Here is a 12,382-nt window from a genome sequence, read left to right as displayed (position 1 = left end):
CAGAAAAAAGAATGGAGCGAAGGGAATTCCCTTCGCTCCATCGCTGAAGCAGGCTGAAACGCCGCTTCAGATGCCCGCCGCCGGAATACGGCGGACGGGCCATTCATCGCGTAACGGCAATCCGGAGATCGCCGCCGGCACGTCAGCCAGTTAGAACCTGGTGATGATGCCCACGCCAACACCGACCTGGCTGCGCGACGACGACGGCGTGCCGTTCTGGCCGTCACCGATGCTGGCCGTCGCGTTGATGATGCCACCACCACCTGCGGCCAGCGTCTGACCATTGGCACGCTGGTAAGCCTCAAGCGCGTACAGACCCGTGCGCTTCGACAGGCTGTAGTACTGCGAGAGGTTGAACTGGTTGTAGCTCGCCGCACTCGTGATGCCGTTTGCTTCGGAGGCACGCGTGTAGCTGTAGCCGGCAGCCAGATCCAGCGTCGGAACCGGCTTGAAGTGCAGCACTGCGCCGGCCGTGTTGAAGACCGCTTCAGAGGTGAACCCCGACTGCGTCCCCGGGATGTATTGCACGTTCGAGTACGAGAACGAAACGTCCCATTGCTTGCTGAACGCGTAACCGCCCGTCACCGCGACACGCTGTTGCGCCTGCGCCGCCTGGTAGCCGGCGTTGATCGACGACACGGGAAGCGGGTTCGTCGTGGAATTTGCAGACCACGCACCGCCGCCATTGGTCGCGTTGTTGATACGCTGGAAGCCAGCCGCGATACCGAACGGACCGTTCAGGTACTGGACAGCGGCGCTCCACGTCGAGCCTGCGTCGAGGCTGCCCGCTACGCCGCCCACCGAATACGAACCGGCCACCTTCAGGCCGCGGAAACTCGGCGACTGATACACCAGCGAGTTGTTCACGCGGTACGTCGTATCAAGAGAGTCCAGATCGCCCGGATGCGCGCCGTAGGCACCGGTCAGCCACGTGGTCGGGCTGTACGGCGAGAGGAGCGTGTAGTACGCCGTGTACTGACGCCCAGCCGTGAACGCACCGTACATGGCATTGCTCAGGCCAACGAAGGCCTGGCGGTTGAACGCGAGACCGCTCGTCGACTGCGCGCCCGTTGCGCTGTTAAAACCTTCTTCCAACGTGAAGATCGCTGCCGTGCCGCCACCCAGATCTTCGCTGCCCTTCAAGCCAAAGCGGCTGCCAGCCCATATGCCGTTGATCATCTTGACGACGGAGTGGCCGCCACTCGTCGCACCGACCTTCGGCGCCGAGCTGCTCAAATAGCCAATCCCGGTGTCGACGATCCCGTACAGCGTCACGCTGCTTTGCGCCTGTGCGCCAATCGCGAACAAACCCAGGGCCGAGGTTGCAATTACTCTTTTCATTTAGACTCCTCTGTAAAAATATTGTTGTTGCCTTTCCGCCGCAGCTGCACAACATCCCGTTCTGCGCGATCCGCGTTATTGGGCTTCATTCATGCCGTCCATCCCGGTGGCGGTAGCCGCTTCGTTCGTGCTGACCCTCCACCCGCGCATACCTTTCACACTTATTGCCGGTCTCTTCGTATTACCTGTCACCCGGCGGGACCCGTCAGCGGACGCGCGCCGGTTGCCGCGCACGTCTTGCGCTCCTTCCATCCGGGAAGCCGCTACCTTCGCGCCCACATCGGTACGCTGCGCGAGGCCGGCGCTGCCCGCGTGCGAGAAGCAGAGTCGCGCGGGGTTTTCGCGATTGACTGACGGCTTCGTCAGTGCGAAAAGCACTTGTTCAAATTCTGTCTTGTTGTACGACAACGTACTATCGATGAGGAATCCCGGAAATTCAATTAGGCACTTACCCCTATTTATCTCGCAGAAGTGCAAAAAAACAACGTTTCCTCAGCATCACGATCGTCACTTTTATTATGTGACGTCATACAACATGAGACGGTATTGGGATCCAATTTCCACGCCTCCCACCCCTTTCCCGGCGTCGGTCATGGCCACCCCGTTCACTGTGCGAAGCGGCTCCGCGGGTGGTTCACGGACGCACAACGCGACGACGAACCGGTCCCTTCGCGTGCGCTTGCCGGTGCCTTGAACGTCGCTCCAGAACCCCTGATTCCGGAGCGAAAAAGTCGATGTTGATGCAACCATAACGAAAGGCTTCGCAAACGTCGTGTGACACCTCGCTTTCATCCAGAAAGCCACACGGGGCGGGGTTTTGCGACGCACTTTACTTCGTCGTTCGTTAAGCGCAACGTGCAGCGTTGAGCGCCGCGTTGTCATTTTTCCCCGACGTTCACCTTCCCCGCACGCACGCGCCTGAGTCATGTGCGCCAATCGCCGGCGGCACTGAAATTGCTCACTCAACCGACGCCCCCCGATGCACGAAACAATGCTGTGTCGCGAGTCTGCATCGACCTTTCATGGAGCCAGCAGAACGTCATGTCCAGCCATCCAGACCGTCCGGATTCCGCCAGGGAATCGACCGACTCATCCACACGCCCCGACTCGACACCGCATCCGAACACGTCGCGACGGCGCTTCCTGCAATCGGCGGCGGCCGCCGCGACCGTTGGCGCCGCGCCACATGTGCGCGCGCAGCAGCAACCGGCCGCGCCGCCGCCCGCCGTCCGCACGTCCGTGCCCGCGCGCCCGGTCACGCTCAACATCAATGGCCGTGCGTACACGCTGCGTGTCGAACCACGCGTCACGCTGCTCGACGCGCTGCGCGAATACGCCGGCCTCATGGGCACGAAAAAAGGCTGCGACCGCGGTCAGTGCGGCGCGTGCACGGTGCTCGTCGAAGGACGGCGGATCAACGCGTGTCTTACGCTGGCCGTGATGCATGAAGGCGAAGCGATCACGACCGTCGAAGGTCTTGCGCGCAACAACGCGTTGAGCCCGATCCAGCTGGCCTTCGTCAAACACGACGCGTTCCAGTGCGGCTACTGCACGCCGGGGCAACTGTGCTCGGCGACCGCCCTGCTCGACGAGTTCAGGGCCGGCGCCGCCAGCACGGTCACCGCGAACGTGCGCCTGCGGCCGCCGCAACTGTCCGACGACGAGATCCGCGAGCGCATGAGCGGCAATATCTGTCGCTGTGGCGCGTATCCGAACATCGTCGCGGCGGTGCGCGCCGTGAACGACGGCATGGCCTGAGGAGATCGATCATGGAAGCGATTTCCTACGAACGCGCCAGCGACGTCGCCGGCGCCATCCGGTCCGCGCAACAGCCGGGAACGGCGTTCATCGGCGGCGGCACGAATCTGCTCGACCTGATGAAAGGCGGCGTCGCGCGGCCGGTGCGGCTCGTCGACATCACGCATATCCGCGGGCTCGATACCGTCGATCCATTGCCCAACGGCGGCCTGCGTATCGGCGCGCTCGTGCGCAACAGCGACGCGGCGAATCACGCGACGGTGCGAGCGCGCTATCCGCTGCTGACGCAGGCGCTCGTCGCGGGTGCATCGGCGCAGTTGCGCAATATGGCGACCGTCGGCGGCAATCTGATGCAGCGCACCCGCTGCTACTACTTCTACGATCCCGCGTTCGCTCAATGCAACAAGCGTGAGCCGGGCAGCGGGTGCGCCGCGATCGGCGGCCACACACGCATGCACGCGATTCTCGGCGCCAGTCCGCAATGCATCGCGGTGAACCCGTCGGACATGAGCGTGGCACTCGCCGCGCTCGATGCCGTGGTGCACGTGAACGGTCCGCGCGGTGAACGGACAATCGCCTTCGGCGATTTTCATCGTCTGCCGGGCGACCGGCCCGATCTCGACACGACGTTGCAGCCTGGCGAACTCATTACGTCCGTCGACCTGCCGCCTCCGGTATACAGCGATCACGCGTACTACCTGAAGGTGCGCGACCGGGCGAGCTACGCGTTCGCGCTCGTCTCCGTCGCGGCGGCGTTGCAGATGGAGGGCGACACGGTGAGGAGCGCGCGCATCGCGCTTGGCGGCGTCGCGCACAAACCGTGGCGCGCGAGCGCGGCGGAGCAGATGCTCGCGGGACAACCGCTCACCGATGCGAACCTGCGGGCCGCCGCCGCGGCCGCGCTGCGTGACGCCAGGCCGCAACGCGACAACGCATTCAAGATCGAACTCGCGAAGCGGTCCATCGTTCGCGCGCTCAGGCTGGCCGCACAGCAGCCGGGAGGTGTCGCATGAACATGATCGGTCTTCCGCTCGACCGCACCGACGGTCTGCTGAAAGTCACCGGCGAAGCACGCTACGCCGCCGAATTCCCCGCCGCGCGACTCGCGCACGCGGTGCTCGTCACGAGCACGGTCGCGAGCGGCAGCATTACGTCGATCGATAGCGCGCGCGTGCAGTCGATGCCCGGCGTGATCCTCGTGATGACGTACCAGAACGCGATGAAGCTGCCCAACGGCGGCCGTCCGCCGCTCGCGCCGCCGGCGGGCCGTCATCTGTCGCTGCTGCAGGACAACCAGGTTCACTACAGCAACGAGCCGGTCGCGGTCGTCGTCGCGGAAACGCTCGAACAGGCCACCGACGCCGCCCGTCAGTTGCACATCACCTATCAGTCCGCGCCGGCGACGCTCGACTTCGCACGCGCGAAGTCCACCGCTCACGCGCCCGATAAACCGCAAGGCCGGCAAACCGACACGCTGCGCGGCAACATCGCCGCGGGCCTCGCCGGCGGCACAACGCGCATCGACGCGGTCTACACGACGCCGATGGAACATCACAACCCGATGGAGCCGCACGCGACGCTCGCGATCTGGGACGGCCCGAACCTCACGCTGTACGACTCGACGCAAGGCGTCTCGGGCGCGAAGACGGCTGTCTCGAAGACGTTCGGCATCGGCGCGGACAACGTGCATGTGATCTCGCCGTTCATCGGCGGCGGCTTTGGCTGCAAGGGTTCGTCGTGGTCGCACGTGACGCTGTGCGCGATGGCGGCGAAGCAGACCGGAAGGCCGGTGCGGCTCGCGCTGGAGCGCCCGCAGATGTTCGGCCCGGTAGGCGGCCGGCCGATGACCGAGCAGCACTTCGTCATCGCGGCGCGCAGCGACGGCACGCTCACCGGCATGCGTCACGACACGTACGCGAACACGTCGGTTATCGAGGACTGGACGGAAACCTGCGCGATGGTCACGCGCATGCTGTACGCCGTGCCCAACCAGTCCACCACGCACCGGCTCGTGCCGTTGAACGTCGGCACGCCGACCTTCATGCGCGCGCCGGGCGAGACCACCGGTTCGTTCGCGCTCGAATCCGCGATGGACGAGCTCGCATGGGCGCTGAAGATGGACCCGGTCGTGCTGCGTCTGAAGAACTACGCCGAAGTCGATCCGCAGGAAAACAAGCCGTGGTCGAGCAAGGGCCTGCGCGAGTGCTACCGCCTCGGCGCGGAGAAGTTCGGCTGGTCGCGCCGCACGGCAACGCCGCGTTCGATGCGCGACGGCAACACGCTGATCGGCCTCGGGATGGCGACCGCCACGTATCCCGCGAATCGCAGCGCGGCCTCGGCGATCGCCCGCATCCTGCCGGACGGCACCGCGATGGTCGCCTCGGGCACGCAGGATATCGGCACCGGCACCTACACCGTCATGACCCAGGTCGCCGCCGACGCGATGGGTTTTTCGCCCGGCGCCATCCGCTTCGCGCTCGGCGATTCGTCGCTGCCGCAGGCGCCGGTATCGGGCGGTTCGCAGTCGGTCGCGAGCGTGTCGCCCGCCGTGCGCGATGCCGCGACGCAGGTGCGCGGCAAGCTCGTCGCGATGGCGCTTGCCGATCCGGCTTCGCCCGTGCACGGCGCGACGCCCGACGAAGTCACCGTCGAGAATGGCTGGGTAATCAGTATAAAGGACGCGGCGCGGCGCGACCCGGCCGGCGCGATCCTCGCGCGCGCGGGCGGCCAGCCGATCGAGGCGCAGGCGAGCGTCAAACCCGGCGACGAAAAGCAGAAGTTCTCGTTTCACTCGTTCGGCGCGGTGTTCGCGGAAGTCCATGTCGATGCCGACCTCGGGACGATTCGCGTCGCGCGGATCACCTCGGTGTATGGCGTCGGGCGGCTGCTCAACGCGAAGACCGCGCACAGCCAGCTGATGGGCGGCATCGTCTGGGGCATCGGCGCCGCGCTCGAGGAAAAGACCGATCTGGACACCCGTCACGGCCGCTTCGTGAACGCCAATCTCGCGGAATATCACGTGCCGGTGAACGCCGACATCAATGCGATCGATATCAGCTTTATCGACGAAGTCGATCCGCACATCAACTCGCTCGGCACGAAGGGAATTGGCGAAATCGGCATCACGGGCGTACCGGCGGCGATCGCGAATGCGGTTTTTCACGCGACAGGCGTGCGTGTGCGCGATTTGCCCATTACGCTCGACAAGGTAATCATGGGTTCCACGCAGGCGTGACGTGTCGTTTCATGCGCAGCGCAGAGCGCGCATGAAACGACGCTGAAGCGCATTGACACGCGGTCATGTCCGAAAGGTATGACCGCGCTTTTTTTGGGGTACATGGAATCGTGCGTCGTCCCGGACGCATTCGCCGCCATCCCTGCTTGCCTGATGGCGGGTTGCGCCGCACAATCGGACCATCTCCTCTCCCCGGTGCCTCCCATGGCTTACGCGTCGTCCGCCACTGGCGTGCTGCTGGCCGCAGGTTATGGGTCGCGCTTCGACCCGGAGGGCATTCGCAACAAGCTGCTCGCGCGTCTGCCCGATGGCCGGCCGGTCGCGTACGAGGCCGCGCACCGTCTGCTGATGATCGTGCCGCGCGTGCTCGCCGTCGTGCGGCCCGGGTCCGACGCGCTCGCGCGCGTGCTGAACGACGCGGGCTGCGAAGTGGTGTTCTCGCGCGACGCCGAACGCGGCATGGGCGCGAGCCTCGCGGCCGCCGTCGAGGCGAGCCGCGATGCCGAGGGCTGGATCGTGTCGCTCGCCGACATGCCGCGCATCGCGATCTCGACCGTCGAGGCCGTGGCCCGCAAGCTCGATGAAGGCGCCACGCTCGTCGCGCCGTTCTACAACGGCGAGCGCGGGCATCCCGCGGGATTCGGCGCCGGGCATTTCGATGCGCTCGTCGCGCTCGACGGCGATACCGGCGCGCGCGAGCTCTTCAGGCGGCACGAGGTCACGCGGCTGGACGTCGACGATCCCGGCATTCTGCGCGACGTGGATACGCCGGACGATCTGCTGGGGCTGGCTTGATCGATGCCTGATCCAGGCTTGTGTGACTGGCCCGGCGCGTACCTGATCCGCGCGCCGTCGCCGCTCACGCGGTCACACAAGCTTCGCCGATCAGGTCTAAGCTGAACGGAGCCGTCTGACGAGCACGCGCATAACCCGCTTCGACGCTGGCTGCGCATCACGCACGAGGCCATGAGCGAAACCAGTCCGCGTCTTTTCATTGTGTCCCCGCATTTCGACGACGCCGTATTCAGTTGCGGCGCGCTCCTGGCGGCACATCCCGATGCCGCCGTCGGTACGGTGTTCGCCGCGGCGCCCGGGCACGAGATGCGTACCGAATGGGACACCCGGTCCGGCTTCGGCAGCGCCCGCGAAGCGATTCACGCCCGCACGATCGAGGACAACAACGCGCTCGCCGCGCTCGAAGCGATTCCCGTGCGCATGCCGTTTCTCGACGGCCAGTACCTCGATTCGCCGTCGGTCGGCACGCTCGCGGCGGCGCTCGAAGAGATCATCTACGGCTCGACGGCCAATACGCTGCTGATGCCGGTCGGCCTTTTTCACAGCGATCACGAACTCGTCTCGGACGCATGCTGTGAAGTGCTGCCGCGGCTCGCGCATCTTGCATGGTTCGCTTATGAGGAAGCGATTCACCGACGCCAGCCGGGCGTCGTCGAAGCACGGCTCGAAGAACTCGCGCGACGCGGCATCGTCGCGACGCCCGCGCATCCGGACACGCTGCATACGATCGATCCGGCGCGCCAGGCCATCGTCAAGCGCCACGCGGTCAACGCGTACGCCAGCCAGTTGCGCGCGTTCGGCCCGCATGGCTGCGACGACGTATTCGCGCCGGAACGTTACTGGCAGTTGAACATGACGCACAGACCGGCGCGTCATGCGAGGAAATGAGTGCCGCCGCACGAGAAGCGCCTGCAGGCAGCCTGCGTTTAGCCTACGCTAGACAGGATGTCCTGCGATCGGCGGGCGGCACGGCCACCGCGAGCGTTGGACGCCTTCCTGACACGAGGTAAGGTATGACGTATCAGATGCAGACCAACCCGGTTCCCGATCCGCTCGCGGACCCGACACGCGACCCTGAAGGCGACCCGCTCGCGCCGCCTTCGCCAGGACACAACGACGAACCGCAGCATCCCGACGGCCCGCCCAGCAAGGATCCGGTGACGGACCCACGCTGAGCCGGGCTGGGCTGAGCCGCTCCGGGACGCCCCGGCCCGACGAACCGGTCAGCGGGCCAGTTCAGCGAAACCTTGCAACAGACGGTCGATGTCGGCCGGATGGATGTTGCCCATCGTCGAGATGCGGAACAGTTCCGCCGACAGGCCGCCCTGCCCCGCGTAGATCACGAAACCGCGCGCCTTCAGCGCATCGTGCAGTTGCGGGTACGTGACGCCCGCGGGCAGCCGGTACGCGCGCAACACCACCGACGACTGCGCCGGCGGCACCGCGCTTTCGATCCCGAGCGCGGCGAGCCCCGCGCGCGCCTGTTCGGCGAGCGCCGCGTAGCGCGCGTGACGCGCGGTCCAGCCGCCTTCGTCCTCGAGTTCGCGCAGCGCCTCGACGAGTGCGTAATACGCATGCACCGAAGGCGTGAACGGCGTGTTGCGCTGGTCCTGAAGTTTCGCGAGACGCCCGAGGTCGAGATAGAACGTGCGGCTTGCCGCGTTCGCGAGCGCCGCGCGGCGCACCATCACGAACGAAGCGCCCGGCACGCCATGCACGCATTTGTTCGCGGTGGCCGCGACGGCGTCGATGCCGCCGTCGACGAAGTCGATCGCTTCGGCGGCGAAGCTGCTCACGCCGTCGACCAGCAGACGGATGCCGCGCTGCTGGCAGAGCGCGCCGAGCGCCGCGAGGTCGTTCAGGCGGCCCGTCGTCGTTTCGTGATGGATCACGGCGACGTGCGTGAAGCCGCGATCGCCGTCGAGGCACGCGGCGACGCGCCCGAGATCCGGCGCCTCCATCCAGTCGTGCTTCAGCGCTTCATGCGCGATGCGGTACTGGCTCGCGATCTGCGTGATGCGCTCGCCGTACACGCCGTTTTCGATGATCAGCAGCTTGCCGTTTTCCGGCACGAGCGCCGCGATCATGCTTTCGACGGCCGCCGTGCCCGAGCCCGTCATCAATACGGCCTGCCATTGCGACGGGTCGAGGTCGTACAGCTTCACGAGACGCGTGCGCGCCTCTTCCTGCAGATCGAAGAATTCGCTCTCGCGATGGCACAGGTCGGTTTGCAGCAGGCTCCGGCGCACGCGTTCGGTCAGCGTGACAGGGCCGGGATTGAGCAGCAGCATCAATGCACTCCTTGATCCGTGCCGATGTGGCGCATCAGGCGCGTCTTCACATCGGGCGGGGTGATGGTGGGACGCGGCAGGCCGTCGGGCGTGCCGCGCCTGATCGACACGCGCACGAAGCGCGTGCCGTCCTGCGCGGGTGCGGAACCGAGCACCTCGTCGATCAATGCGAGATCGTCGCCTTCGACGGCCGACGCGTAGCCGCACGCCGCCGCGACACCCGCGAACGACACAGCTGGCGACACGGTCGCCTGACCGCCGGTCGAATCGTGCGCGCCGTTATCGAGCAGCACGTGCGTGAGGTTCGACGGACCATACGCGCCGAGCGTCGCGAAGACGCCCATGCGCATCAGCGCGGCACCGTCGCCGTCGAGCGCGACCACTTTCAGGTCCGGACGCGCGAGCGCGAGACCCAGTGCGAACGGCGTCAGGCAACCCATCGAGCCGACCATGTAGAGCTGGTTCGGGCGGTCGTCGATGGCGTAGAGTTCGCGGCCGCAGAAGCCGGTCGATGCCAGCACGACAGTCGAATCGACCGGTGTGTGCGCGATCACGCGCTGCAACGCGTCGTGGCGCGACGGCAACGCATCCCGCAGCACGCCGGCTGGCACGGAGCGCGCTGCACGCGGCACACGCGCGGCAGGTGCCGCACTCTGCTTCAGCTCGTAAGGCGCGACGCTGCCCTTTTGCATCACGAGTGCGTACGGGCGGCCCGTTTCGTCCATATGGGCGATCGCGCGGTCGAGGGCCGGCCCGATGGCGTCGCTTTCAGTCGGGAACGTCTCCCACGGAATGTCCATCATGTCGAGCATGGCCGGCGTGACCGGCCCCATCAGCGCGTGCTGCGGTTCATCGGGCACGCCGGGCTGGCCGCGCCACGTCACGATCAGCAGTTGCGGCAGCCGGAACGTCCACGTCAGCGACGTGAGCGGACTCACCGCATTACCAAGACCGGAGTTCTGCATCATCGTGACGCCGCGCCGGCCGTTCTTCGCGCCCAGCGTCACGCCCGCGATCAGCGCAACCGCGTCGCCTTCATTGGCCGCCGACACGTAATGCAGCGACGGATCCTGCACCACGTAGTTGATGAACGGCGTCAGATACGAACACGGCACGCCCGCGTACCAGTCGAAGCCGCGTTCGCGCGCCGCCTCGACAAATTGCGCGGCTTCGATCATCACGCCTCCCCGCCGCTCGTGCCGCCGACGGCGAACGGCGTCTGCGCGTGCGCGAAATCGCCTGCGCGACGGAAGTCATCGAGATCGTTCACACCGCGCCAGTGGCCGTGCACGTACTGCACTTCGATCTGTTCGCCCGCTTCGACGAGCGCGTTCAAAAGCGCCGGCATGTCGAGCGTGTCGAAATCCTTTTGTTCACGCAGCTTCGCGACGACGGCCTTCAGACGCTCACGCCCTGCGCCGCGCACGTTCAGCAGTCCCACCCAGCGGCCATCCGGCTTTTGCGCGTCGAGCGGCTCGCTCGCCACGCGCCTGAGCAGCACCTTGTTGCCGAACAGGCCGCGATCGTCGGCCGCCGAGCACCATGCGAAGTCGCGCACGCTGCTGTTTTCGGTCTGCGTCAGCGACGAATCGACCACCACGCTGAAGTCCGCTTCGCTCTCGACCAGATCTCGCAGGATGTAGCTGCGAAACAGCAGGTCGCCGTACGAAATCACCGTATCGGTTTGCAGGCCGTCGATCGCGCAGGCGAGCGATGCCAGTTCGCCCGTTTGCGCATGACGTTCGTTGACGACGAGCTTCACGCCTGCCGTGTCGATGGCGTCGGCGCGATAGCCGCCCACCACCGTGATGTCGTTCACGCCCTGCTTCTTGAACGCGTCGACGAGCCAGCGCAACAGCGGCTTGCCCGCGACCGGCAGCATGACCTTCGGACGGTCGGTCGTCACCGCTTCGAGGCCCGCGCCGCGGCTCGCGGCCAGCACCACCGCCGCGCCCGACGCGCGCGAGGCCGACAGGTAGCGCTTTTCGGCTTCCGAGTATTCGTCGGCGTCCTGCAGGCGGAAGATTTCGTTGACCGGCGCGATGCGGTCCTCGACGTCGACGAGCGTCTCGTGCGTGTAGATCTCTTTCGCGACCGCCTGCATCGCCGTCGTCGCCGAGCGGATCAGGTGGTTCGCCCAGATCACCGTGCTGATGCCCGCCTTGCGGAACACTTCGGTCGGCGTGCTGTAGTACTTCGTCGGCACGATCACGAGCGGACCACGGCCCGCCCATTCGCGCGCGAATTCGAGAATCTCGTCGGGGCGCGACAGCTTGCTGTGAATCAGGATCGCGTCGGCGCCGGCCTGACGGTACGCCTCCGCGCGACGCAGCGCTTCGTCCATGCCCCAGCCCGCGATCAGCGCCTCGACGCGCGCGACGATCGAGAAATCGTCGTCGGTCTGCGAATCCTTGCCGGCCTTGATCTTGCCGCAGAACTCATCCATTTCCGCGAGCGGCTGGCGCTCGCCGTTGATGAAGCTGTTGGTCTTCGGAAACTGCTTGTCCTCGATACAGACACCCGCGACACCGCGTTGCTCCAGCTTGCGCACGAGACGGCGCACGTTGTTGAAGTTGCCGTAGCCAGTGTCGCCGTCGAGCAGGATCGGCAGATCGCTCGCATCGGCCATGAATTCGAGCGTGTCGACCACCTGGGTCCAGCTCGCTTCGTTGTTGTCACGCACGCCGTATTGCGCCGAGATGGCGAGGCCCGACGCCCAGATGCCGCGAAAGCCCGCTTCACGCACGATGCGGGCCGACAGGCCGTTGTGGGCTTCCATCAGGAATTCGAGCTCGTTGCCCACCAGCATCTGGCGCAAGCGTGCGCTGCGCGAAGCGGTCAGGAATTGGGGATCTCTTGCATTCATCGTGTGACTCCTACAGTCCTCTGAAGGCGCGGCTGGATTTCATTGCCGGCACGCGCCACATCGTTGGGAAAACCGGTTTCGATCCACAGCGCGCAG

The 12,382-nt window shown here is 66.0% G+C and carries 10 protein-coding genes; 6 read left to right on the top strand and 4 right to left on the bottom strand.

The genetic code is table 11. From position 1 onward, the window contains the following. Positions 1-150: 150 nt before the first annotated feature. Positions 151-1,341 carry a porin gene (locus LPA34_RS19075; protein WP_228981099.1) on the bottom strand — a complete coding sequence of 397 codons (1,191 nt, stop codon included), beginning with the start codon at positions 1,339-1,341 and terminating at the stop codon, positions 151-153. Between the two features lie 1,041 nt (positions 1,342-2,382). On the opposite strand from LPA34_RS19075, the gene LPA34_RS19070 reads away from it, so the two are divergent. The 6 genes from LPA34_RS19070 to LPA34_RS19045 all read left to right on the top strand — a co-directional run bounded on the left by LPA34_RS19070 (position 2,383) and on the right by LPA34_RS19045 (position 8,304). Further along, a complete protein-coding gene (locus LPA34_RS19070; protein WP_228981097.1) occupies positions 2,383-3,099 on the top strand; it encodes a (2Fe-2S)-binding protein in 717 nt (238 codons plus the stop codon). Positions 3,100-3,110: 11 nt separating this feature from the next. After that, complete coding sequence (locus LPA34_RS19065; protein WP_228981095.1) at positions 3,111-4,112, top strand: FAD binding domain-containing protein; 1,002 nt, start codon at positions 3,111-3,113, stop codon at positions 4,110-4,112. Next, positions 4,109-6,334 carry a xanthine dehydrogenase family protein molybdopterin-binding subunit gene (locus LPA34_RS19060; RefSeq protein ID WP_228981093.1) on the top strand — a complete coding sequence of 742 codons (2,226 nt, stop codon included), beginning with the start codon at positions 4,109-4,111 and terminating at the stop codon, positions 6,332-6,334. The genes LPA34_RS19065 and LPA34_RS19060 overlap by 4 nt, the downstream gene beginning before the upstream one ends. 204 nt (positions 6,335-6,538) lie before the next feature. After that, the gene (locus tag LPA34_RS19055; protein WP_228981091.1) at positions 6,539-7,129 is read left to right on the top strand and encodes a nucleotidyltransferase family protein; all 591 of its coding nucleotides are present in this window, start codon (positions 6,539-6,541) and stop codon (positions 7,127-7,129) included. Between the two features lie 171 nt (positions 7,130-7,300). Beyond that, positions 7,301-8,017 (top strand): PIG-L family deacetylase, encoded by a 717-nt coding sequence (locus LPA34_RS19050; protein ID WP_228981089.1) that lies wholly within the window; start codon positions 7,301-7,303, stop codon positions 8,015-8,017. A gap of 125 nt (positions 8,018-8,142) precedes the next feature. Continuing rightward, positions 8,143-8,304: a hypothetical protein gene (locus tag LPA34_RS19045; protein WP_228981087.1), complete on the top strand. Its 162-nt coding sequence runs from the start codon at positions 8,143-8,145 to the stop codon at positions 8,302-8,304. A gap of 48 nt (positions 8,305-8,352) precedes the next feature. On the opposite strand, the gene LPA34_RS19040 is transcribed toward LPA34_RS19045, so the two are convergent. Genes LPA34_RS19040 through aepX form a run of 3 tightly spaced genes read right to left on the bottom strand, consistent with a single transcriptional unit; the run spans position 8,353 to position 12,286 of the window. Continuing rightward, positions 8,353-9,420, bottom strand: coding sequence for a 2-aminoethylphosphonate aminotransferase (locus LPA34_RS19040; protein ID WP_228981084.1), 1,068 nt, complete (start codon positions 9,418-9,420; stop codon positions 8,353-8,355). Then, positions 9,420-10,598, bottom strand: a complete 1,179-nt coding sequence (aepY, locus tag LPA34_RS19035; protein WP_228981177.1) for a phosphonopyruvate decarboxylase — start codon at positions 10,596-10,598, stop codon at positions 9,420-9,422. The genes LPA34_RS19040 and aepY overlap by 1 nt, the downstream gene beginning before the upstream one ends. Further along, complete coding sequence (aepX, locus tag LPA34_RS19030) at positions 10,598-12,286, bottom strand: phosphoenolpyruvate mutase (protein WP_228981082.1); 1,689 nt, start codon at positions 12,284-12,286, stop codon at positions 10,598-10,600. Before aepX ends, aepY begins: the two co-directional genes overlap by 1 nt. Positions 12,287-12,382 lie beyond the last annotated feature (96 nt).

Origin of the sequence: Paraburkholderia gardini, from assembly GCF_907164575.1 — a bacterium.
Taxonomy (GTDB): Bacteria; Pseudomonadota; Gammaproteobacteria; order Burkholderiales; family Burkholderiaceae; genus Paraburkholderia; species Paraburkholderia gardini.
This window is presented reverse-complemented; position numbering and strand designations above follow the sequence as displayed.

What these genes read in the sequence shown, in the direction of transcription:
- LPA34_RS19075 (WP_228981099.1), bottom strand. Translation starts at nt 1,341, where the DNA reads ATGAAAAGAGTAATTGCAACCTCGGCCCTGGGTTTGTTCGCGATTGGC.
- LPA34_RS19070 (WP_228981097.1), top strand. Translation starts at nt 2,383, where the DNA reads ATGTCCAGCCATCCAGACCGTCCGGATTCCGCCAGGGAATCGACCGAC.
- LPA34_RS19065 (WP_228981095.1), top strand. Translation starts at nt 3,111, where the DNA reads ATGGAAGCGATTTCCTACGAACGCGCCAGCGACGTCGCCGGCGCCATC.
- LPA34_RS19060 (WP_228981093.1), top strand. Translation starts at nt 4,109, where the DNA reads ATGAACATGATCGGTCTTCCGCTCGACCGCACCGACGGTCTGCTGAAA.
- LPA34_RS19055 (WP_228981091.1), top strand. Translation starts at nt 6,539, where the DNA reads ATGGCTTACGCGTCGTCCGCCACTGGCGTGCTGCTGGCCGCAGGTTAT.
- LPA34_RS19050 (WP_228981089.1), top strand. Translation starts at nt 7,301, where the DNA reads ATGAGCGAAACCAGTCCGCGTCTTTTCATTGTGTCCCCGCATTTCGAC.
- LPA34_RS19045 (WP_228981087.1), top strand. Translation starts at nt 8,143, where the DNA reads ATGACGTATCAGATGCAGACCAACCCGGTTCCCGATCCGCTCGCGGAC.
- LPA34_RS19040 (WP_228981084.1), bottom strand. Translation starts at nt 9,420, where the DNA reads ATGCTGCTGCTCAATCCCGGCCCTGTCACGCTGACCGAACGCGTGCGC.
- aepY (WP_228981177.1), bottom strand. Translation starts at nt 10,598, where the DNA reads ATGATCGAAGCCGCGCAATTTGTCGAGGCGGCGCGCGAACGCGGCTTC.
- aepX (WP_228981082.1), bottom strand. Translation starts at nt 12,286, where the DNA reads ATGAATGCAAGAGATCCCCAATTCCTGACCGCTTCGCGCAGCGCACGC.